Source organism: Nonomuraea sp. NPDC048882, from assembly GCF_040649755.1.
GTDB classification, from domain to species: Bacteria; Actinomycetota; Actinomycetes; order Streptosporangiales; family Streptosporangiaceae; genus Nonomuraea; species Nonomuraea maheshkhaliensis.
Genome location: NZ_JBEZGB010000003.1, coordinates 265,179 through 287,236 on the forward strand (window position 1 = coordinate 265,179; position 22,058 = coordinate 287,236).

21 protein-coding genes are annotated in these 22,058 nt (G+C 71.2%); 16 read left to right on the top strand and 5 right to left on the bottom strand.

The window, feature by feature from the left end:
• The first annotated feature begins 307 nt into the window (after positions 1-307).
• On the top strand, positions 308-2,347 hold the full coding sequence (locus AB0C27_RS11315) for a cytochrome c oxidase assembly protein (RefSeq protein WP_357841347.1): 2,040 nt from the start codon (positions 308-310) through the stop codon (positions 2,345-2,347).
• On the opposite strand, the gene AB0C27_RS11320 is transcribed toward AB0C27_RS11315, so the two are convergent.
• Complete coding sequence (locus tag AB0C27_RS11320; protein ID WP_357841349.1) at positions 2,268-2,912, bottom strand: TetR/AcrR family transcriptional regulator; 645 nt, start codon at positions 2,910-2,912, stop codon at positions 2,268-2,270. The genes AB0C27_RS11315 and AB0C27_RS11320 overlap by 80 nt on opposite strands.
• Before the next feature lie 214 nt (positions 2,913-3,126).
• Between AB0C27_RS11320 and AB0C27_RS11325 the strand changes: the two genes are divergently transcribed.
• Positions 3,127-4,053: a glucosyl-3-phosphoglycerate synthase gene (locus tag AB0C27_RS11325; protein WP_357841352.1), complete on the top strand. Its 927-nt coding sequence runs from the start codon at positions 3,127-3,129 to the stop codon at positions 4,051-4,053.
• Between the two features lie 52 nt (positions 4,054-4,105).
• Positions 4,106-5,314 (top strand): acyl-CoA dehydrogenase family protein, encoded by a 1,209-nt coding sequence (locus AB0C27_RS11330; protein WP_357841355.1) that lies wholly within the window; start codon positions 4,106-4,108, stop codon positions 5,312-5,314.
• 68 nt (positions 5,315-5,382) lie between these two features.
• Here the strand turns inward: AB0C27_RS11330 and AB0C27_RS11335 are convergent, their stop codons facing one another.
• From AB0C27_RS11335 to AB0C27_RS11345, 3 genes are all read right to left on the bottom strand, one after another.
• A complete protein-coding gene (locus AB0C27_RS11335) occupies positions 5,383-5,625 on the bottom strand; it encodes a hypothetical protein (RefSeq protein ID WP_357841358.1) in 243 nt (80 codons plus the stop codon).
• A gap of 144 nt (positions 5,626-5,769) precedes the next feature.
• A complete protein-coding gene (locus tag AB0C27_RS11340) occupies positions 5,770-6,588 on the bottom strand; it encodes an oxidoreductase (protein WP_357841360.1) in 819 nt (272 codons plus the stop codon).
• Complete coding sequence (locus AB0C27_RS11345) at positions 6,585-7,811, bottom strand: cytochrome P450 (protein ID WP_357841362.1); 1,227 nt, start codon at positions 7,809-7,811, stop codon at positions 6,585-6,587. Before AB0C27_RS11345 ends, AB0C27_RS11340 begins: the two co-directional genes overlap by 4 nt.
• Before the next feature lie 137 nt (positions 7,812-7,948).
• On the opposite strand from AB0C27_RS11345, the gene AB0C27_RS11350 reads away from it, so the two are divergent.
• The 9 genes from AB0C27_RS11350 to AB0C27_RS11390 all read left to right on the top strand — a co-directional run bounded on the left by AB0C27_RS11350 (position 7,949) and on the right by AB0C27_RS11390 (position 16,374).
• Complete coding sequence (locus AB0C27_RS11350; protein ID WP_357841365.1) at positions 7,949-8,563, top strand: TetR/AcrR family transcriptional regulator; 615 nt, start codon at positions 7,949-7,951, stop codon at positions 8,561-8,563.
• Between the two features lie 99 nt (positions 8,564-8,662).
• Positions 8,663-9,910 carry a cytochrome P450 gene (locus AB0C27_RS11355; protein WP_357841368.1) on the top strand — a complete coding sequence of 416 codons (1,248 nt, stop codon included), beginning with the start codon at positions 8,663-8,665 and terminating at the stop codon, positions 9,908-9,910.
• 59 nt (positions 9,911-9,969) lie between these two features.
• Complete coding sequence (locus AB0C27_RS11360; RefSeq protein ID WP_357841371.1) at positions 9,970-10,767, top strand: class I SAM-dependent methyltransferase; 798 nt, start codon at positions 9,970-9,972, stop codon at positions 10,765-10,767.
• Between the two features lie 45 nt (positions 10,768-10,812).
• A complete protein-coding gene (locus tag AB0C27_RS11365) occupies positions 10,813-11,445 on the top strand; it encodes a GntR family transcriptional regulator (protein WP_357841374.1) in 633 nt (210 codons plus the stop codon).
• Positions 11,446-11,513: 68 nt separating this feature from the next.
• The gene (locus AB0C27_RS11370) at positions 11,514-12,434 is read left to right on the top strand and encodes a DUF6282 family protein (protein WP_357841377.1); all 921 of its coding nucleotides are present in this window, start codon (positions 11,514-11,516) and stop codon (positions 12,432-12,434) included.
• The gene (locus tag AB0C27_RS11375; RefSeq protein WP_357841380.1) at positions 12,431-13,213 is read left to right on the top strand and encodes an ABC transporter ATP-binding protein; all 783 of its coding nucleotides are present in this window, start codon (positions 12,431-12,433) and stop codon (positions 13,211-13,213) included. The genes AB0C27_RS11370 and AB0C27_RS11375 overlap by 4 nt, the downstream gene beginning before the upstream one ends.
• On the top strand, positions 13,210-14,025 hold the full coding sequence (locus AB0C27_RS11380) for an ABC transporter permease (protein ID WP_357841383.1): 816 nt from the start codon (positions 13,210-13,212) through the stop codon (positions 14,023-14,025). Before AB0C27_RS11375 ends, AB0C27_RS11380 begins: the two co-directional genes overlap by 4 nt.
• Entirely contained in the window at positions 14,022-15,113 is a 1,092-nt protein-coding gene (locus AB0C27_RS11385) for an ABC transporter substrate-binding protein (RefSeq protein WP_357841386.1), read from the top strand. The genes AB0C27_RS11380 and AB0C27_RS11385 overlap by 4 nt, the downstream gene beginning before the upstream one ends.
• Before the next feature lie 232 nt (positions 15,114-15,345).
• Positions 15,346-16,374 carry a LacI family DNA-binding transcriptional regulator gene (locus tag AB0C27_RS11390; RefSeq protein WP_357841389.1) on the top strand — a complete coding sequence of 343 codons (1,029 nt, stop codon included), beginning with the start codon at positions 15,346-15,348 and terminating at the stop codon, positions 16,372-16,374.
• A gap of 60 nt (positions 16,375-16,434) precedes the next feature.
• On the opposite strand, the gene AB0C27_RS11395 is transcribed toward AB0C27_RS11390, so the two are convergent.
• Positions 16,435-17,472, bottom strand: coding sequence for a PP2C family protein-serine/threonine phosphatase (locus AB0C27_RS11395; RefSeq protein WP_357841391.1), 1,038 nt, complete (start codon positions 17,470-17,472; stop codon positions 16,435-16,437).
• A 257-nt stretch (positions 17,473-17,729) separates the two neighbouring features.
• Here AB0C27_RS11395 and AB0C27_RS11400 point away from each other — a divergent pair, with 257 nt between their 5' ends.
• From AB0C27_RS11400 to AB0C27_RS11415, 4 genes are all read left to right on the top strand, one after another.
• Complete coding sequence (locus AB0C27_RS11400; RefSeq protein ID WP_357841393.1) at positions 17,730-18,890, top strand: hypothetical protein; 1,161 nt, start codon at positions 17,730-17,732, stop codon at positions 18,888-18,890.
• Entirely contained in the window at positions 18,887-20,491 is a 1,605-nt protein-coding gene (locus AB0C27_RS11405; RefSeq protein WP_357841395.1) for a hypothetical protein, read from the top strand. The genes AB0C27_RS11400 and AB0C27_RS11405 overlap by 4 nt, the downstream gene beginning before the upstream one ends.
• Positions 20,488-20,880 (top strand): hypothetical protein, encoded by a 393-nt coding sequence (locus AB0C27_RS11410; RefSeq protein ID WP_357841398.1) that lies wholly within the window; start codon positions 20,488-20,490, stop codon positions 20,878-20,880. Before AB0C27_RS11405 ends, AB0C27_RS11410 begins: the two co-directional genes overlap by 4 nt.
• Before the next feature lie 237 nt (positions 20,881-21,117).
• On the top strand, positions 21,118-22,056 hold the full coding sequence (locus tag AB0C27_RS11415) for a sulfite exporter TauE/SafE family protein (protein WP_357841401.1): 939 nt from the start codon (positions 21,118-21,120) through the stop codon (positions 22,054-22,056).
• The last annotated feature ends 2 nt before the right edge of the window (positions 22,057-22,058 follow it).

Genomic DNA, 22,058 nt, shown 5'->3' on the forward strand with positions numbered 1-22,058 from the left:
GTCGCCGGTCGCTGCTCTGTTATGGCGCAGAACGCCGCCGGCCGGTGGCGATTGGCAGGGCCTCACTGGCGCTGGCCGGTGGTGGCTCGGTTTCGGCCGTTGGTGGACGGCACGGCGGCACCGGTACCGAGCGGCCCTGGCAGGGCTTCGACCGGCGGTGAACGGAGCGGCACCACCCGGAATCACCAGCGCTGACCGGTTTCAGCTGAACTTCGGTCGCCGGCTGCGCGTACCTCAGGTACGCGGCGACTTCACGGCGGGCCGTCGCGTGTGATGGTGTGCCTCCTGACGACGTGGCGGTTTCCTGATGACAGTTTCCGCACGGCTGTACGCCGTACTCGCGGTCGGCTCGGGCGTTCTGGTGCTGGTGGCGGCGCTGCGGTTCGGGGGCGGGGCCGGGGCGCCGCCGATCGCCGGGCTGCCGGCCGCGGGGCCGCTGACCGACTGGGGCCTGCCGCTGGCGCGGTTCGCGCACGAGCTGTGCGCGGTGGCATGCGTGGGCACCGCGCTGGCGGCCGCACTGGCTTCGGCAGCCTCGCCCGAGTCGGCGCGCTGCCTGCGCGCGGCCGGATGGTGGGCACTCGGCTGGGCGTTCTCCAGCCTGCTGGGCTACGTGCTCACCCTGTCCAGCTTCATCCCGATGCCGGTGGCGGACCTGCTCGCGGCTCCCGGCATGCTCAGCTTCGGCACGGACCTGCCGCAGACGCGGGCGCTGCTGGTGGTGACGGCGGTGACGTTCGTGGTGGCGGTGGCGACGATGGTGCCGCGGCTGCCGAGGTGGGTGCCGGTGACGGTCGCGGTCTTCGGGCTGCTGCCGCCCGCGTACGTCGGCCACGCCGCCTCCGCGGGCGATCACGACCTGGCCGTGTCCGCGCTGATGGCGCACCTGGTGCCGATGGCGCTGTGGGTCGGCGGGCTGGGCGCGGTGCTGGTCTACTTCCGCCGCTCCGGCGACCTGCCGGTGGTGCTGCCGCGCTTCAGCACGATCGCCCTGTGCTGCTTCGCGGCGGTGGCCTTCTCCGGCGCGGTCAGCGGCTGGGTGCGGCTGAACGCCGTCTCCGACCTGTGGCAGAGCCCGTACGGGCTGCTCCTGCTGGCCAAGATCGCCGCTCTGGCGGTGCTCGGCTGGTTCGGGTGGGTCCACCGGCGCAGGACCGTCGCGGGTGTCGCCGATCGCGGGGTGCGCCGTACCTTCGTCCGGCTGGCGGCCGGTGAGCTGGGCGTGATGGCGGTGGCGATGGGGCTGGGCGTCGGCCTGGCCAGGACCCCGCCGCCGCCCGGCGGTGAGGGCGGCGGGCACGCGCATCCCCTGCTGGAGTACACGCTGGCCCCGTTCTCGCCCGGCGCGCTGATCGTCGAGGGGCGGCTGGACGTCCTGGTCGCGCTGCTGCTGGCGCTGCCCGCCGTCGCCTACGCGCTCGCCGTGCGCAGGGTGGCCGCGTGGCCGTACGGACGCACGATCGCCTGGTACGCCGGGCTCGGCCTGGCCGCGCTCGTGCTGCTCGGCGGGGTGGCCGGCTACGCCAGGGCGATGCTGCCCGCGCAGGCGCTCCAGCATGTGGCGCTGGCCGTCGTGGTGCCGGTGCTGCTCTGCCTGGGTGCTCCGCTGACGCTGGCGGGCCGGGCCACCTCGCCGGCGTCCCGGCTCGGCGCCCTCGGCTCGCCTGAGTCCCGGTCCGGTGCTCTGAGCTCGCCTGGGTCCCGGTCTGGCGGCCCAGGTTCGCCCGCCTTCGGGCGGCGCCTGACCGGGCCCGTCCTCCTGGCCGCCTATCCGCTGCTCTTCCTGCTGCTGTACGGGACGGACTGGCTGGCGTGGTCGCTGTCCGGGTACGCGCCGCACCTGGTCACCGAGCTGCTCTTCCTCGGCGTCGGCCTGGTGACGTCATGGGTGCTGGCGGGTGCCGATCCGCTGCCCCGGCCGTTCGCGCGGGGTGAGCTGGTGCGGCTGCTGACGGTGGTGGCCGTGACGCACCTGGTGGTGGGGGCATACCTGCTGGTGGGGCCGCCGGTCGCGGCGGACTGGCTGGTGCAGACGGCGCCGCCCGGCGCACCGGACCTGCTCACCGGTCAGCGGGTGGCGGCGGCCGTCTTCCTGGTCGTGCCGCTGCTGGCTCTCGCGCCCCTGGCTGTGCGCCTGATCCGGAGGCGACCAGCCGCGCGGTGGCGTTGGTCCCACATCCGCGTCGCCGACGCGAGCACCGAGGCGAGCACAGGCGTGAGCGCCGGCCGTGAGCACGGTGGTGCCGCTCTGGACGATCCCCTGCCGGTCACGGACGGGGTGCTGCTCCTTGATAAAGGCCGGCGACGGCCGCCAGCACCCGCTCACGGGCGACGGCCCCCGGGGTGACGCCGGTGAGCACGTAGGCGGCCAGCCCTTCGGCAAGCGCCACCAAGGACAGCGCGGCCCCGTGCGGGTCGATGGCCGCGGGGATGCGCCCCGCCCGCTGGTCCCGTTCGACGAGGCCGGCCATGTCGCGGTGGAAGGCGGCGTACAGGACGCGCAGCCGGGCGGCGATCGCCTCGTCGGCGAAGGCGTAGGCGTGGAAGGACTGGCGGACCCGCATGTGGGCCTCGGTCGTGGCGTCGTACGGGATGAGCTCGGTGAGCACCGTGGTCAGGACCAGCCGCGGCTCGGCGGCGCCGAGCTCTGAGCCGACCCGCTGCCGGATGCGGGCGCTGGACAGGTGGTTGCCGCGCTCGAAGGCCGCTTCGATGAGCCGCCGCTTGGCCGGGAAGTAGTGCTGCACCCGGCCCGGAGAGATGCCGGCCTGGGCGGCCACCTCGGTCAGGGAGACGGCGGCCAGGCCGCGTTCGGCGACGATGGCGAGCACGGCGTCGGCTATCTCGGCGCGCCGCTGCGCGTGGTGCGCGCCGGGCCCTCTGGTACGCCGTTCAGCCGGCTGTTCTGCCACTCAGCCACCTTATCGATAAGACCACACCGGATTGACCGTTCAGCGTAGGGGTTGTCACCCGGAATCCCCGTGCGCATCGGCGTTCCGGCCGTCAGACGGGCTTGGAGACGGTTGTGACCCGAGGGACTACGGATGACCAGAGACACGGATGCGACCGGCCGACCGGGAAGACTTCGCATAAGCTGACAAATGGGATAGCGGGGGGAGGGTTGGCATGCTGCCTGAGGTGCGCGGATGGTTGGGGCGCCGTACTTCGACCGCCGGGGACTGGCCGCTGCGGGACCTGGTGGCCGCCAAGGGAGACAGCACGGTCAGCGTGGTGCTTCCCGCCCGGGACGAGCGGGAGACCGTGGGGGAGATCGTCGCGATCATCCTGCGGGACCTCGGCACGCTGGTCGACGAGGTCGTCGTCATCGACTCACGTTCCACCGACGACACCGCGCGCGTGGCCGCGCGAGCAGGGGCCACGGTGCACGCGCAGGACGAGATCCTGCCGCGGCTCAAGCCGCTCGACGGCAAGGGGGAGGCGCTGTGGAAGTCGCTGGCCGTCACGTCGGGGGACGTGCTGGTGTTCGCCGACGCCGACATCAGGAACTTCCGTGCTTCCCTGATCACGGGAGTGCTCGGGCCGCTGCTGGCCGATCCCACGATCGTCTACGCCAAGGGGTGCTACGACCGTCCGCTCCACGGCGTCCCCGACGGAGGCGGGCGGGTCACCGAGCTCGTCGCCCGGCCGCTGATCAACCTGCACTGGCCCCAGCTGGCCGGTTTCGTGCAGCCGCTCGCGGGTGAGTACGCGGGCCGGCGCTCCGCCCTCGAACGCGTACCGTTCCTGACCGGCTACGGCGTCGAGCTCGGGCTGCTCATCGACCTGCTCGAACTGGCGGGGCTGGACGCGTTCGCCCAGGTGGACCTGGGCTCGCGCGAGCACGCGCCGCAGTCCACCGAGGCACTCGGGGGCATGGCCGCGCAGATCATGCTCGCCGCCTGGTCGCGGCTCGACCGGCAGGGCAAGATCGCGGCGCTGGCCGAGCCCTCGGTCCGGCTGGCGCAGTTCAAGAGACGGCGGTCCGGGTACGGCGTGCGGACGCGGGACGTCGGCATCGGCGAACGCCCGCCCATGCTCACCCTGGACGAGTGACCGGCCGGTAAGGTGTTACCACCGGTAACGTCTCGGTTCGAGGAGCGGCGCGATGACGGGATTCTGCCCGGAGCTCAGTGACGACGTGGTCGAGGTGCGCGACTGGGTGCACGCGTTCGCCCGCGACGTGATCCGCCCCGCGGGCGCCGAGTGGGACGAACGCGAGGAGACACCCTGGCCGGTCATCCAGGAGGCGGCCAAGATCGGGCTCTACTCCCTCGACTTCTTCGCCACCCAGTGGTTCGAGCAGAGCGGGCTGGCGCTGCCCGTGGCGTTCGAGGAGCTCTTCTGGGGCGACGCCGGCATCGGCCTGTCCATCACCGGCACCGGCCTGGCCGCCGCGGCCCTCGCCTCCAACGGCACCCCCGAGCAGATGGGGGAGTGGCTGCCGCGGATGTTCGGCACGGCGGACGACGTCAAGCTGGGCGCGTTCTGCGCCTCCGAGCCGGACGCCGGCTCCGACGTCGGCGCCATCCGCACCCGTGCCGTCCCCGACGGATCCGACTGGGTGCTCAACGGCGTCAAGACCTGGGCCACGAACGGCGGCATCGCCGACGTCCACGTGGTGGTCGCCTCCGTGGACCCGTCGCTCGGCACCAGGGGCCAGGCCTCCTTCGTCGTCCCGCCGGGCACGCCAGGGCTGTCGATGGGGCAGAAGTTCCGCAAACACGGCATCCGCGCCTCCCACACGGCCGAGGTGGTGCTGAACGACGTGCGCGTGCCCGGGGAGTGCCTGCTGGGCGGCAGGGAGAAGCTGGAGGCCAGGCTGGCCCGCGTACGCAAGGGGGGACGGGCGGGCGAGCAGGCCGCGATGCGCACGTTCGAGACCACCCGCCCGTCGGTGGCCGCGATGGCGGTCGGGATCGCGCGCGCGGGCTTCGAGTACGCCAGGGACTACGCCCGCGAACGCGAGCAGTTCGGCCGCAAGATCGGCGCCAACCAGGCCATCGCCTTCCTCCTCGCCGAGATGGCGACCCGGGTGGACGTGTCCAGGCTGCTGACCTGGCGAGCCGCCTGGATGGCCCGCAACGGCAGGCAGTTCGAGCAGGCGGAGGGCTCGATGTCGAAACTGGTGGCGGGGGAGACGGCGGTGTGGGTGACCGAGCAGGCCATCCAGATCCTGGGCGGCGCCGGCTATACCAGGGAGCACCCGGTGGAACGCTTCCACCGCGACGCCAAAATTTTTACGATCTTCGAGGGGACGTCGGAGATCCAGCGGCTCATCATCGGCCGCGCGGTCACCGGCCTGCCGGTCCGCTGAAAGAGCCCGGCACCCCGCTCCAAGCGCCGGTGGATGCAGGTCATTATCAGGAATGCTCCCTGATTCTCTTAGTCGCCCCCGTCTCCGCCGCCGCCGAATCCCCCGTCTCCGCCTCTCCCGCCTCCGTCATATCCCGCGCCTCCGTCGCGGCCGGAACTCCCGCTGGGTGAGTCGTCCGTGAATACGTGGAGCAGGAAAGCGAGGAAGATGAAGAGCACGAGGGACCAGATGCCGTCCACTTCCCGGAAGATCAGCACGAAGAGGAAGAGCGCCCCCATCAGCGTCAGCACGACCTTCACGCGCGTTTGCACGACGGCTCCCTCCTTTTACCGGGAACAACACTCTTCCTTCCTGAAGCAGTGAAGTCAACGCGTTTCATAACCCGGAGGCGGCGGAGAAAGCGGTGTTACTGGTGGTATAGCGAATGGGTTGCCATTCCCTTCGCAAGGAGGTCGCTACCTGAGGGATTTGGTGGCGAGGGCGTCGAAGTCGCGGTCCGGCAATGTGCGGTCGAGTTCCAGGAGTTTGTCCGCCAGCCAGCCGACGGCATAGCGCGTCCGGGGTTTGTCCGCCTCGACGGCCTCGCGGATGGTCGTCGCGACGAGGCCGGGGTCGGAGGCCGGGGCGTCGGCGGTGTTCTGGGTCTCGGCCTTCTGCGCCATCTTCTCGGCCATCGGTCCGTAGGCGGTCGAGCCGGAGATCTCGCGGAGGTCCTGGGCGGTGCGGTCCTCGAAGCCCGTCCTGATGATGCCGGGCTGGATGATCACGACGTCGATGCCGAACGGTTCCACCTCCATGCGGAGCGTGTCCGAGTACGCTTCCAGTGCGTGCTTCGAGGCGTAGTACCAGCAGCCGAGCGGCAGGGAGATCTCGCCGCCGACGGACGACACGTTGATGATCGTGCCCGACCCCTGGGCGCGCATGTGGGGCAGGGCGAGCTGGGTCAGCCGGGCGGGGGCGAACACGTTCACCTCGAACAGGTCGCGCGCCCGTTCCAGCGGGACGTCCTCCGCGGCCCCGTGCAGGACGGTGCCCGCGTTGTTGATCAGCACGTCGAGCCTGCCCTGCTCCTCGACGACCGTGCGGACGACCCGCTCCAGGTCCTCGGGCTCGCGGGCGTCCATGGGGAGGGTGTGGCCGCCGGCGTCGCGGAGGGAGTCCATCGCCGTGAGGCGCCTGGCCGCGCCGTAGACGGTGTGACCGGCCCGCAGAAGTTCGAGCGCGGTGGCCTTGCCGATGCCGGACGAGGCTCCGGTGACGAGGGCGACTCTCATGAGCGGGCCTCCTCCTGCGGCACGTCCCACGTGACAGGGAGGCTGTGCACGCCGTAGATCATCATGTCCTCGCGCGTGGGGACCTCCTCCGGTGGCACGGCCAGGCGCAGGGACGGGAAGCGGTCGAACAGGGCGGGGATGGCGACCTGCATCTCGACCCGGGCGAGTTGCTGGCCGAGGCACTGGTGGACGCCGTGGCCGAAGGCGACGTGCGCGGACGTGGTCCGGCGCAGGTCGAGCGTGTCGGGGTCGGGGAAGTGCTTCGGGTCGCGGTTGGCGGCCGGGACGGAGACCGTGACCGACTGGCCGGCCTTGATGAGCTCGCCGCCGAGCTCGACGTCCTCCAGGGCGGCCCGCACCGTGGCGGGGATGATGCTCAGATAGCGCAGCAGCTCTTCGACGGCGTTGCCGATGAGGGCGGGCTCGGAGCGCAGGGCGGCGAGCTGCGCGGGGTGGTCGAGCAGGGCGAAGACACCCAGGGCGATCATGTTCGCGGTGGTGTCGAAGCCCGCGCCGGTCAGGATGCCGCCGATGATGGCCAGCTCGTCGTCGGTCAGATCACTGCTGCCGACGAGCCCGCCGAGCAGGTCGTCCGTGGGCCGCTCGCGCTTGGCGCGCACCAGGTCGAGCATGAAGGACTGCATCTTGCCGAAGGCGGCCATCTTCTCGCCGGCGGGCACCCCCAGGCGTCCGAGGATGCTCATCGCCCGGACGAACTCCTCCCGGTCGCCGGTGGGAACCCCGAGCAGCTCGCAGATCACCAGCCCGGGAAGGGGCCCGGCGAACATCTCCACCAGGTCGGCCGGCGGGCCGTGCCGCTCCATGACGGTCAGCAGCTCGGCGGCAATCTCCTCGATCCTGGTGGTCCACCGGCGCATCCGGCGGACGGTGAACTGGCCGGTGAGGAGCTGGCGGTAGCGGGTGTGCTCGGGCGGGTCCATCGAGGTGAAGGCGCCCGGCGGCGCCGGCTGCGGCTCGTCGCTGAACGAGGCTCCCGGTAGCGGGTTGCGCAGGAGCTCGGCCCGATGGCTGAAGCGCGGGTCGGCCAGCACCTCGCGGACCAGGGCGTGCTCGGTCACCAGCCAGCCCTCGTGGCCGCCCGGGTAGATCATCGGCGTCACGGGCCGCTCGGCACGCAGCCGCGCGAGCTCGTCCGGCGGATCGAAGGGGCAGGCCGCGGCGTGCTGGACCAGCAGTCTCGGCAGATCTGATGGATCGGACATGTCACTCCTCGGGTGGGTACGCCGTGCGAGTGGCGTCCTGCCCGGCGTCACTCGCACGGCCGATGCGATCCATTTAGCCTCACGACGTGTAAAAGTACAAGATGTGTAAAAATTTTCGGCGTGTAAGATGTGTCACCGTGGAGGAGACGCGGCGGGCGCGCAAGAAACGCCAGACCAGGGAGCTGCTGGTCCGTACGGCCTTCAGGCTGTTCAAGGAGCAGGGGTACGAGCAGACCACCATCGCGCAGATCAGTGCAGAGGCGGACATAGCGACCAAGACCTTCTTCAACTACTTCTCCAGCAAGGAGGACGTGGTCTTCACCGACGCCGAGCGCTACTACGAGCTGACCCTCGACGTGATCAAGGGACGCCGGCCCGGCGAACGCGTGGCCGACCTGCTGCTGCGGACTTGTGAGTTGTCCCTGTCGGCCGGATACATGGCCGAGGGGCCCATCTCGGCCGACCCTGAGCTGACGGACGTCTACCGCAACCTGGTCGCCACCGTCCCCAGCGTCCAGGCCAAGGGCCTGCATGTGATGTTCGATTCGCAGCGCAGGATCGCCGACGCGTTCGTCGCGGCGTTCCCCGGCGAGATCGACCGTTTGACGGCGCTGGCGGCGGTCGGCGCGCTGATGGGCGCGGTGGGGGCGATCGGGCTGGTCAGCCTGGAGATGGGGCAGTCGGAGGAGGAGTTCCTGGCCACGATGCGGCGCGCCGTCGACCTCGTCATGCACGGCCTCGACACGTTGTGACGCAGGGGGGGCGGATCGGGCAGAGCGGGCCGTCGTAAAATGGGCGCGCGGGCTCCGCGAGGCGCGCCGGTGCAGGCTGAGCACGAAGGCGGCAACCACATGGCTGATCCGTACCCGAAATACGCCCGGCTCCGCGAGCGCGGCGCCGTGCACCGCGTCCGCACCCCGTTCGGCGGCGACGCGTACCTGATCACCAGATACGCCGAGGCCCGCGCCGCGCTCAACGACCCGCGCCTGTCCAAGCATCCGAAGAACGCGCCGGCCTTCCTGCGCGAAGCGGGGCTCGTCACCGGCGACGCCGGGCCGCTCGGCGTCAACATGCTCTCCTCCGACCCGCCCGACCACACCCGCCTGCGCCGGGTGATCGGCAAAGCCTTCACCGCCAGGCGGGTGCTGGCCCTGCGCCCGCGCATCCAGGAGATCGCGGACGACCTCCTGGCCGCCCTGCCGGTCGGCGAGGAGGTCGATCTCATCGAGGAGTTCGCCTTCCCGCTGCCGATCACGGTGATCAGCGAGATGCTCGGCGTGCCCGTCTCCGACCGTGATCGATTCCGTACGTGGAGCCGCGACCTGATCACCACGGCGTCGGCCCCCGAGCTCAGGCGGCGGCGGGAGGCCGCCACCACGGCGCTCACCGGCTACCTGTCCGGCCTGGTCGCCGAGCGCAGGGAGCGGATGGACGACAGGCGGATGGACGACAGGCGGATGGACAGGGAGCCGGCGAGCGAGACGCAGCCCGACCTGATCAGCGCCCTGATCGTGGCCGCCGACCGGCACGGCGAGCTGGACGAGACCGAACTGCTCGGCATGCTCATGCTGCTGCTGGTCGCCGGGCACGAGACCACGGTCAACCTCATCGGCAACGGCGCCCTGGCCCTGCTGCGCGCCCCGGACGTGCTCGGCGCCCTCGCCGCCGATCCCGGGCTGGTGCCGGCCGCGGTGGAGGAGCTGCTGCGCTACGACGGGCCGGTCGAGCGGGCCACGTTGCGCACCGCCGTCGAGGACATCGACGTGGACGGCGTCACCGTCCCCTCGGGCAGCCTGGTCGTGGTCGCCCTCAACTGCGCCGACCGTGACCCCGCCCGGTTCGACCGGCCCGACGAGCTCGACCTGGCCAGGCCGGACAACCAGCACCTCGCCTTCGGCCACGGCCCGCACTTCTGCCTCGGCGCGCCGCTGGCCAGGCTGGAGGGCACGATCGCGTTCACCTCGCTGCTCGGCCGCTTTCCCGGGATCCGGCTCGCCTGCCCGCCGGAACGGCTCCAGTGGCGCTCGCAGAGCGCGATGATGATCCTGCGCGGCCTGGAAGCCCTTCCCGTCATCCTCGAACAGCCCGTGCCGTGTTGACAGCCGGGCTTACTGCCGAAAGGCTTTGCCATTCGGAATGGCTCAGTGGGGAGCGCTGCTTGATGAGGCACACCGAACTGAAGGACTTCTGGGAGCGCCGCCTGGAGGCCGACTGGACCGAGAGCGGAGTCGGCTACAAGCAGCTCGGCCGGGCCTTCAACTCGTACATGTATCTGATTCGAGGAGAGGTCTTCCGGCGTGAGGTGGGACGGCTCGGGCTCGACCTGGCCTCGGCGAAGGTGCTCGACGTCGGCTCGGGCACCGGCTTCTACCTGCGCCAGTGGCGGGCGCTCGGCGCCCGGTCGATCACCGGAGCCGACCTCACCAAGGCCGCGGTCGAGCGCCTGATCGCCCGCTTCCCCGAGTCCGAGATCCTCCAGCTCGACCTCGCCGACCCGGGCGAGCTGATCGAGCCGGCCTCGTTCGACGCGGTCTCGGCCATGGACATGCTGTTCCACATCACCGATGACGAACGTTACCGCTCGGCCCTGCGCACGCTCGGGCGGGCCACGAAGCCGGGCGGCGTCCTCGTCCTGTCGGAGAACTTCCTGCACAGGCCCGAGCAGCGCGGCGACCACCAGGTCAACCACACGCTGCCGTGGATCACCACGGCGCTCGGCGAGGCCGGCTTCGACGTCGTCCGGCGCGCGCCCATGCTCGTGCTGATGAACGCCCAGGTCGACGCCAACCCGGTGTGGCGCAAGCTCTGGGGCGGCTTCCTGCGCGGCGTCACGCTCACCGAGGCCACCGGCCGGGTGGCCGGGGCGCTGCTGTCGCCGGTGGAGCGGCGGCTCGTCCGCGTCGTCCGCGAGAGCCCCACGACGGAGTTGATGATCTGCCGCCGCCGAGCTGAGTGATTACGATATCTCTCACATGATTGTTGACAATCTGAGTGAGGGAACGTGTCCACAGACGCGGGAACGGTCCTCGACGCGATCCGTGAAGGGATCATGCGGGGCGATTTCGTGCCTGACCAGCGGCTCGTGGAAGCCGACCTGTCCGAGCGCTTCGCCGCGAGCAGGAGCTCCGTGCGCTCCGCGCTCCTGCAGCTGGCCAACGAGGGCCTGGTGGAGCGGGTGCAGAACCGCGGCGCGCGGGTGCGGGCGGTCTCCGTGGAGGAGGCGATCGAGATCACCGAGGTGCGCATGGTGGTCGAGGGCCTGTGCGCGGCCAAGGCGGCCGGCCGGGTCACCCCGGGCGCGGTCGCCGAGCTGCGCGAGATCGGCGCGCTCATGTCCGAGGCGGTGCGGTCGGGCGACGTCCTCGGCTATTCGGAGCTCAACCAGCTCCTGCACCGCCGCGTCCGCGAGCTGAGCGGTCAGTCCATCGCGGAACGGGTGCTGGAACGGCTGCGCGGCCAGGTCGTCCGCCACCAGTTCCGGCTGTCCATGCAGCGCGGCCGCCCGGCCAGGTCGCTGGGCGAGCACCTGGCCATCATCGACGCCATCTGCGCGGGGGACCCCGGCGCGGCCGAACAGGCGGCCCGCCGTCATCTGCGCAGCGTGATCGCGGCTTTACGGGATTCTCAGAACTGATCGCCCTTGACGGTTGTCGCCCATATTGTTAACAATCTGTTTCAGCAAACAGATCGTGGGAGACATGCATGCCGGATCACCCCCAGCCCTCCGCGCGAGCGCGTGACCTCGTCGCGGACGCCTACGACGTCCACGTCCACGTGGCACCGGATGTGATGCGCAGGCGGATCGACGACCTGACGCTCGCGGCGCGCTTCGCCGAGGTCGGGCTCGCCGGCTTCGTGCTCAAGTCCCATTACGTGCCCACCGCGGAACGCGCCGAGGTCGTACGGGCCGCGGTGCCCGGCGTCGACGCAGTTGGGGCGATCACGCTGAACGCCTCCGTGGGCGGTATGAACCCCATCGCCGTCGAGATCGCCGCACGCGGCGGCGCCCGGTTCGTCTGGCTGCCCACCGTGGACAGCGCCAACCAGCGGGCCTGCACCGCGAGCGACCCCGAGGGCGCCACGCCGCCCATGTGGGCCAGGCTCCAGAACGACCTGCGGGAGGCCGGGATGGCCGCCGACCCCGTGGACGTGGTGGGGCCGGACGGCGCGGTGCCGGATCGGACCAGGCAGGTGCTGCGGCTGATCGCCCAGCACGACCTGACCCTCGCCACCGGGCACCTCAGCGCCGACGAGATCGACGCGGTGGTCGCGGCCGCCGTCGCGGAGGGCGTACGCCGCATCGTGGTCACCCATCCCGAGTTCACCTCACAGCGGGTCGCGATCGACCGCCAGCGCGCCCTGGCCGCCAAGGGCGCCCTGCTCGAACGCTGCTTCACCACCCCGCACTCCGGCAAGGTCTCCTGGCGGACCTGGTTCGAGCACATCGACGCCGTGGGCCCCGAGCACTCCGTGCTCTCCAGCGACCTCGGCCAGCCCTTCAACCCGCCCGTGGAGGACGGCCTGGCCCTGCTGGCCGACCGGCTGCTCGCCGAGGGCTTCACCGACAAGGACGTACGCACCATGGCCGTGGACAACTCCCGTCGGCTGGCGGGCCCCCGATGAGCGACACCGTGATCAGCGACACCGTGATCGAGGTGAGCGGGCTCGGCAAGCAGTTCGTCAAGGACGCCGTCGGCGTCGTGGCACTGCGCGACTTCGACCTCACGATCGCCGAGGGCAGCTTCGTCACCGTGCTCGGCCGCAGCGGCTGCGGCAAATCCACCATGCTCAACCTGCTCGCCGGCCTCACCACGCCGACCTCGGGCACGGTCTCCTACCGCGGCCGGCCGGTCGCGGGCCCGCGTACGGAGGTGGGCTACCTGACCCAGTCCGACACGCTCATGCCGTGGCGCAGCGTGCACAGGAACGTCGAGCTGCCCCTGGAGATCGGCGGCGTGCCCGCGCAGAAACGCAAGGAACGCGCGGCCCAGCTGATCGGGAAGGTCGGCCTCGAAGGCTTCGAACGGCACTACCCGCGCGAGCTGTCCGGCGGGATGCGCCGCCGGGTCAGCCTGGCCAGGATGCTGGCGGGCGATCCGGAGACGCTGCTCATGGACGAGCCGTTCGGCGCCCTCGACGCCCAGCTCCGCGGCGAGCTGCAGGCCGAGCTGCTGCGCCTGTGGGCGGACGGCGGCCAGACGGTGGTGTTCGTGACCCACGACATCGAAGAGGCCCTGCTGCTCGGCGACCGGGTCGTGGTGCTCGGCCCGGTCGGCCGCATCGTGCTCGACCGGCCCATTGACCTGCCCCGGCCCAGGGACGCCGACGAACTCAGGATCGACCCCGAGTTCGTCGCCCTGCACCGGGAGCTCACCGCCGCGCTGCGGGAGGGAGCCCGATGACCGCGATCCAGACCGTGCGGCTCGACAGGAGCTGGTGGACCCGGCACGGCGGCACCGCCACGGTGTGGTCCCTGAGAGCGCTGCTGGTGGTGGCGCTGCTGGTCGTGTGGGAGCTGACCGCCGAACGCTGGTTCGACATCACCTTCACCAGCCGGCCCAGCGACATCTGGACCCGCCTGGTCCAGTGGCACCAGGACGGGACGCTGTGGTCCAACACCTGGATCACCGTCCAGGAGGTGGTCTACGGCTTCCTGCTCGGCGCCGCGGCCGGCGCGCTGACCGGCTTCGCACTGGCCTCGGCGCGGGCCCTCTACCAGGTGCTCGACCCGTTCATCATGGCCCTGTACGCCATCCCGAAGGTCGCCCTGGCGCCGCTGTTCATCGTCTGGTTCGGCATCGGCATGAGCATGAAGGTGCTGCTGGCCGCCGCGACCGTGTTCTTCCTCGTCTTCCTCAACACCGCCGCGGGCGTGCGCGAGGTGGACCGCGGCCTGATCGACGCCGTACGCCTGATGGGCGGCGGACGGCGCGACATCATGGTGAAGGTCGTCGTCCCTTCGTCCATGACCGGCCTGCTCACCGGGCTCAAGGTGGCCATCCCGTACGCGCTCATCGGCGCCGTGATCGGCGAGCTGGTGGCCTCCAACCGGGGCCTCGGCTACCTGATCAACGACGCCGCCGCGCAGTTCGACACCGCCGGCGTGTTCGCCACCCTCGTCGTGCTGAGCGTGATCGCGGCACTGCTGAACCTGCTCGTCGGGATGCTCGACCGCCGCGCCAGCCGGTGGAAGCCGCTGGGAGAGGAGCGGTGACCCGCGCCAGGGCACCCCGTTCCCGCACGGCCGCCCCGCGCGTGCCGATCCTCAGGACCCGCCCCCGGCCCGCCGCGCTGAGCGTGCTGATCCTCGCCACGCTCCTGCTGGCCGTGACCGGCTGCGCGCAACGCAGCTCGACCACGCCGCCCGGCGTCCTGAACGTCGGCCAGATCAGCAACTCGCTCGCGTTCTTCCCGCTGTTCGTGGCCGAGCAGAAGGGCTATTTCGCCGAGGAGGGCGTCAAGCTCGGTGAACGGCCCAGGCTCGGCACCGGGGCCAAGGTCGCCGCGGCCCTGAAGTCGGGCAGCATCGACCTGGGCGCCGGAGTGATGACCGATGCGCTCAACCTGGCCAGGATCGACGACAAGGGCAGGCTGGTGGCCAACCTGGTCGACCGCTACTACGTGGACGTCGTGGTCGGCGCCTCCTTCACCGGCGCGACCCCGTCCGACCCGCTCGACCAGCGCATCCGCGCCCTGCGCGGCAAGAAGATCGGCATCACCGGGCCGGGCAGCGGAACCGAGGCGCTGGTGACGTACCTGTTCGCCAAGACCGGGATGAACTCCGCCACGGACAGCGAACTGGTCAACCTCGGCAGCACCGCCGCAGCCGCCCTGGGCGCGCTCAAGGCGGGCCGGGTCGACGCGCTCGCCTTCTTCCAACCGATCGCCCAGCAGGCCACCGCGGCCGGGATCGGTGTGCGGTTCATCTCGCCCGCCGCCGGCGACGTGCCGGGACTGGAACGGACCTCGCACGGCGTCGTGTTCACCACGCAGCGGATCATCGACAAGAAGCCCGAGGAGGTCGCCGCCTTCCAGAACGCGCTCGGCCGCGCCCAGCGCTTCATCCGCCAGGCCGACACCGCCGAGATCATCCGGCTGCTGGGCGTCTATCTCAAGGGCATCGACCCGAAGGCGCTGACCGAGCTGCCCGCGCTCATGCGGAGCGAGATTCCCGAGAGCATCGGCTTCCCCCGGTCGTCCTTCGACGCCGCCATCGCCTTCCACCGGACGACCGGGCTGGTCAAGCACCTGCCGTCGTACGAGCAGATCGTGCCGCCCGCGCTGCGGGCGAACGCCACCTGACGTGCTGGGGCGGGCTCCCCCTCCCGCCCGCCCCAGCCTCCCGGCCAACCCCGGCTCCGGCCGGACGCGCCACGCGTCCGGCCGGAGCCTTTTGCTGTCCGGACGCACCCGTATGATCCGGCGCTGGTGCGGAAAGCGGGGGAAAGCGTTTGCCTCCGCCGGTGCCGCCGTGGAGTGAACGTCAACGGAGGATAAAGTGGGGGTGGCGAGGGATGGGGAAAGCGGAGGAAAAATGGGGAAATTGGAGCGGCACGTCACGATCACCGACGTCGCGGCGCTGGCCGGGGTGTCGGTGGGCACGGCCTCCAAGGCCCTCAACGGGCGCGGATCGCTGCGGGAGGAGACCAGGGCGCGGGTCAGGGAGGCGGCCAGGCAGCTCAACTTCGAGGTGAACGCGGGGGCGCGCAGCCTGCACTCGGGCCGGACGTACACCGTGGGCATGATCACCACGGACACGATCGGGCGGTTCAGCATCCCCGTGCTCATGGGCGCGGAGGACGCGCTGGGGGCGGGGCAGATGTCGGTGTTCCTGTGCGACGGGCGCGACGATCCGATCAGGGAGCAGTACCACGTCAAGACCCTGATCGGCCGCCGGGTCGACGGCATCATCGTCACCGGCCGCCGCACCGAGGCACGCGCGCCGATCTCCCCGGCCCTGCCCGTCCCCGTCGTGTACGCCTACATCGGCTCGACCGACCCTGACGACTGCTCCGTGGTGCCGGACGAGGCGGGCGGGGCGCGCAAGGCGGTCGAGCACCTGCTGGCCATCGGCCGCACCCGCGTCGCGCAGATCACCGGTCCAGAACACCATCACTCCGCCCGCGTCAGGGCCGGCGCCGCGGCCGAACGGCTGGCGGAGTCGGGGCTCGCGCCCGCGGGGCCGGCCCTGTTCGGGGCGTGGAGCGAGGTGTGGGGGCGGCAGGCGATCGGGATGCTGCTGGCCGGCGGGACGGAGTTCGACGCCGTCTTCTGCGGCAGCGACCAGATCGCCCGCGGCGTGGCCGACGCGCTGCGCTCGGTGGGGCGGCGGGTGCCCGAGGACGTGGCGCTGGTCGGGTTCGACAATTGGGGCGTGATGGTGGAGGGCTCCCAGCCGCCGCTGACCAGCGTGGACATGAACCTGGAAGGGCTGGGCAGGACGGCGGCGGAGATGCTGCTGGCCGCCATCAACGGCTCGCCGTCGCCGGGGCGGCACGCCCGCCCGTGCCATCTGGTGGTGCGGGAGTCGACCACGGTGCCGCTGGTTCCCGGCATCGCCTGACCAGCCGTCACGGGCGGTTGGGGGCGTCACGGGAGCTGGGGTGTTACGGGCGGTGGGGTATTACGGACGGTGGAGCAGGAGCATGGCGGCGTCGTCGTGCAGCGGGCCGCCCGTGTGCTGCACCAGGTCCGTCCGCAGCGAGTCGAGCGCCTCCTGCGGGTCGTCGCGGCGCAGCAGCCACGCCCGCTCCATCAGCGGGTAGAACTCGCCGGCCGCGTTTCTGGCCTCGATCACCCCGTCGGTGAAGAACAGGACGCGGTCGCCGGAGCCGAACGGGATCCGCTGCGGCTTCGGCGCCGAGGTCTCGAACACGCCCAGCCCGAGGGGCAGCCCCTGCTCGGCCGGCTCGGGGGCGTGCAGCTCGCCGTCACCCGTGATCAGCAGCGGCGCCGGGTGGCCGAAGTTGACCAGCGACATCTCCTTCTCGTGGATCTCCGCGATGATCGCGGTGACGAACTGCTCGCCGCCTAAGTGCCTGGCCAGGCTGGCCTCCAGGCGGTCGCCGATGTCGCCCAGGTCGGCCTCGTCGTAGGCGGCCTCGCGGAAGGCGCCGAGCACCCACGCCGCCGTCTCGACCGCCGCCAGGCCCTTGCCCTGCACGTCGCCGATCAGCAGCCGGACGCCCTGCGGGGTGGTGACGACCTCGTACAGATCGCCGCCGATCCGCGCCTCGGCCGCCGCGGAGGTGTAGGACAGCGCCACCCGCACGTCGCCCGCCCGCCGCGGCACCGGCCGCAGCAGCACGCGCTGAGCGGCCTCGGCGACCTGCCGCACGCTGGCCAGCTCGCGCTCGCGCTGCAGGCGCAGCCGGCTGGCCAGCATGCTCGCCGCCGTCACCCCGGCGATGGAGATGACGGTGAGGTTGTTGGCCCAGGTGAACAGCAGGTCGTTGTAGATCGCCATGGGCACGCAGATGGCCAGCGCCACCGCTCCGACGGCGGCCGTGCGTCGTACACCGCCCGACACCGACGCGAAGGCCGGGCCCAGCGTGAGCAGCGGCAGGAAGACGAGGTTCTGGCCGGCGAGCAGATCGACCAGGGTGACGCCCAGCATGACGATGAACGGCAGCCAGCGCAGGACCCGCAGAGACGACCTCATCCCACCCCCGGTACGGACTTCACGCGCTGTTGACACACCAGCATCGCGCAGGACGCCCGCTGTTCTCAAGCGGGATAGTTCCAGGTTTCCTGTGTATTCCGGACGCCAGAAATCCCCCTTTTCGCCAGAAAGGCGCTGAATCGTGTTCGTGCAGGTACGTAGCGTGAAATTGTACTGCAATTCTACTTACGCGTATTTTGGCGCGCCGCGCTAGATTCGAGGCGTCGGAAAATCGGGCCGCCGAAAGGGGACATCAAGTGGCGTTGACCAATACCGGCATGCGGCGTTTACTCGCGGATTCAGGTGAGCCGCGCGGCTGGGTCTCTCCCCGGACGGACCTCGTGACGGCGTTGCTGGGCATCTGGTTCGGCGTCGGGTTGATGATCGACGCGTGGGCGCACACCAACCTCACCGAACTGGAGACGTTCTTCACGCCGTGGCACGCGGTGTTCTACTCGGGGTTCGCCGTGGTCTCGGGCTGGATCTGCTGGCAGGTGTGGCGCGGGGTGCGCGCCGGTCGGCAGGGGCCGGCGGCCGTGCCCAACGGATATCTGGCCGGGCTGGTGGCGATTCCCGGGTTCGCCGCCTTCGGATTCGTGGACATGATGTGGCACACGATCCTCGGCATCGAGACGAATCTTGACATTCTTTTCAGCCCTTCGCATCTCGGCCTTATCGTGACGATGCTCATCATCATCACGACCCCACTCCGCTCCACCTGGAACGCCCCCGACGTGGGCGAAAGGCCGTCGCTCGGACGCCTGCTTCCCGCGCTGATCGGGCTCGGCTTCGCCACGGCGCTGGTGTGGCTCTTCCTCTCCTACGGCGACGCCATGCAGTACGGGCCGCAGCGCATCGTCGAGAGCTTCTCCGCCACCGACAACCAGGGCGCCGCCCGGCTGGCGTCCGCGCTGGTGATCACCAACGTCGTCACGCTCACCCCCGTGCTGTTCCTCGTCCGCCGCTGGCGGCTCCCGTTCGGCGCGGTGACCGTCCTGTACGCGCTGAGCGTCCTCATGCCCGGCGCGCAGACGGAGTTCAGTAACCTGCCGATCCTGCTGGCGTTCGTGGCCGGCGGGCTGGTGAGCGACCTGCTGATCCTCCGGCTGCGCCCGTCGGCCGCGCGCAGGGGCGCCTTCTGGGCCTTCGCCGGGCTGTCGCCGTTCGCCACCTGGTCGCTCTACTTCGCGGTCGCCTCGGTGGCGGGCGGCGGCCTGCCCGCCGTCCCGGAGTTGTGGACGGGCGCGCCGGTCGTGGCCGGGCTGATCGGCCTGGCGTTCGGAGCCCTGTTCCTGCCCAACGCGCTCCCCGCCCCCGACGCGGCACCGGACCGCGACGCGCTCGCCGATCCCGGCGCGTCCGCCGACTCCGGCGTGCTCGCCCGCTCCAACGTGCTCGACGACACCGAGCGGGCATGATCCGACGGCTCCGAGCGGCGGCGGTCCAGGTGCTGTGTCTCATCGCCGTGCTGGTCGTGGGCACCGCCGTTCCCGCCGCGGCGCACAACGTCACGGTGGGGGCGGATCTGCGGATCGCCCAGACGATCGCCGGCGCCGAGGTCACGGTGGTGATCAAAGGGACGCCTCGCGTGCCGGGGCCGCTGCGGATCGGGGTGATCGCGTACCAGCCGGTCACCGCGCTGCCGGTCGGCCTGGAGGTGCGCTCGGTCGAGGACGGGCGGACCGCGACCGCCACGGCGCGGGCGGCGGCGCGCGATCCGCAGTACGCGGAGCTCCGGGTGAACCGGACCGGGCCGCACGAGCTGAAGCTGAGCGCGGGGAACGAGGTCGCCGTGATCCCGTTCCGGGTGCTGGTTGACCGCGGTTCCGCGGGCGACTTCCTGATCTACGGCGGCCTGTTCGTGGCCGCGATGCTGCTGGTGGGCGGCCTGCTCACCGGGGCGCTCGCCCGGCGGGGCACGGCGATGCTGCTGGCGGCGGGGGCTGCGGCCGGGGTGACGGTCGCCGTCATGGTCATCGTGTTCGAACCCTGGATGCCGCCGCCCGTCCCCGACGGTGCCGCACCCGAGGCGTCGTCGGAGCCGTTGTCCGGGGCGGGGTCGGAGACGGGGTCGAGGGTGGTGACGGGCGGGCGGCCGTACGTGCAGACGCGGGTGGCGACGGTGCCGGCGCGGCCGGCGGCGGGGGAGGAGTTCACGCTCCGGATCGACCTCGTGGACGGCTCCACCGGCCGTCCCGTGGACGACCTCACCGTGCACCACGAGGCGCTCGCCCATGTGGTCGTGACCAGCGAGGACGGCCGCTACTTCCGCCACCTGCACCCCCTGCGCACGGCGCCGGGCAGGCTGGAAGTCAGGCTGCGCGCCGACCGCCCCGGCCGCTACCTGACCCATGCCGAGCTGGAACGGGAGAACTCAGGCGGCCAGCTCGCCACCGCGACCGTCACCATAGGCGGCGAGGCCCCACTGTCGGACCCACCGTCGTCGAACCGTTCAGCCACGGATCCGGCCACCACGGATCCGGCCACCACGGATCCGGCCACCACGGATCCGGCCACCACGGATCCGGCCACCACGGATCCGGCCACCACGGATCCGGCTACCACGGATCCGGCTACCACGGATCCGGCTACCACGGATCCGGCTACCACGGATCCGGCTACCACGGATCCGGCTACCACGGATCCGGCCACCACGGATCCGGCCACCACCGACTCGGCTGCGACAGACCCGACTGAGACGGGTGCCGGTGGCGTGGGTGCTGTGCCGCGGTTGCGGCCTGACGTTCCTGTGGCGGGGCGTCCGGCGACGATCGAGCTGGACGCGCCCGCGGGCGTGCGGCCCTGGCTCGGGATGGCCGGTCACCTGCTCATCCGCAGCCAGGACGGCACCTTCTTCGGTCACGTCCACGAGATGGGCGCCCCGGGCTCCCGGCTGCGGTTCACCTTCAGCTTCCCGCAGGCGGGCCGCTATCTGGCCTGGGCCCAGTACGCCACCGGCGAGGGCGTCGTCACCGTGCCCTTCGCCGTGGACGTGACGGCATCGGAGGCCACGCGATGAGCCGGAAATGGGCCCTCGCGGCCCTGGCGCTCGTGGTCGTCGCCGTGACGCTGTTCGTGGTGGGCAGGAGCATGGCGGCCGAGCCGCTGCGCCTGACGACCACGGGCACGCGCTACGCCGTCACCGTACTGATCGAGAATCCGGCGCCCGGGCGGGTCGCCGCCGAGGTCGAGGTGACCTCGGGCGACGCCGACACCGTGACCCTGTCGGCGGTGATGGCCGACATGGGGCACTCGACGCCCGAGGTCGCCGCACGCGAGCGGGAGCCCGGCCGTTTCGTGGCCGAGGGGGAGTTGTTCGCGATGAGCGGTGTGTGGGAGCTGTCGATCCGTCTCGACGGTCCGGCCGGCCAGGAGGAGCTCGCCGTCAAGGCCCTGATCCCCAGCTGATCCCGCCCGATCCCGATCCGCGTGATCCCGGCTGATCAACGCTCTACAAGAACCGTTCCAGCAGAACCGCTCCAGACGAGCCGCCGCGGCCGCTTCGCCCCGTTCGAGGGGTGGGGCGGCCGTCGTCGTTCAGGCAGCCGACGCTCAGTTGTTCCCCGGCCAGGGGTTGACAGGACGCCTCCCGCCTTAAATTATTATTCCTACTTGTATAGTAGGAATGGTAGGAAAGGGGAGATCGTGCGGGCACTCATCCTGCTCGGGCTGGTCGGTCTCGCGGCTCAGCTGGTCGACGGCAGCCTAGGCATGGCCTACGGCGTCACCTCGACTACGCTGCTGCTGGCCATCGGCACCAACGCGGCGGCGGCATCCGCCACCGTCCACCTCGCCGAAATCGGCACCACGCTCGCTTCGGGCATCTCCCACTGGCGCTTCGGCAACGTGGACTGGAAGGTCGTCGCCAAGATCGGCATCCCGGGAGCCGTGGGCGCGTTCGCCGGCGCGACGTTCCTGTCGAGCCTTTCCACCGAGATCGCCGCCCCGGTCATGTCGATCATCCTGCTGGCCCTGGGCGTCTACATCCTCATCCGCTTCACCGCCTTCGGCCTGCCGCGCGGCAACCTGGGCAAGCCGCTGCGTCGGCGCTTCCTCGCGCCGCTCGGCCTGGTGGCCGGCTTCGTGGACGCCACCGGCGGCGGTGGCTGGGGCCCCGTCGGCACCCCGGCGATCCTGGCCAGCGGGCGCATGGCGCCGCGCAAGGTGATCGGCTCGATCGACGCCAGCGAGTTCCTCGTCGCCATCGCGGCCAGCGTCGGCTTCTTCGTCGGCATCGGCTCGGAGAACATCAACTTCTCCTGGGTGGCCGTGCTGCTGCTCGGCGGCGTCATCGCCGCGCCGATCGCCGCCTGGCTGGTCCGGCACATCCCGCCGCGCATCCTCGGCTCGGCCGTCGGTGGCGTCATCGTCCTGACGAACGTGCGCACGCTGCTGCGCAGCGACTGGATCGACGCCTCCACCGGCGTCCAGACCGTGGCGTACATCGTCATCGCGGTCATCTGGGCGGCGGCCATCGCCTACTCGGTACGCGAGTACCGCCGCGACAAGGCCAACGAGTCGGTCGAGGCGGTGGAGAGCGAGTTGCGCGCCCGCGGCTCAGAGGAGGAGACGGCCTCCGCCTGAAG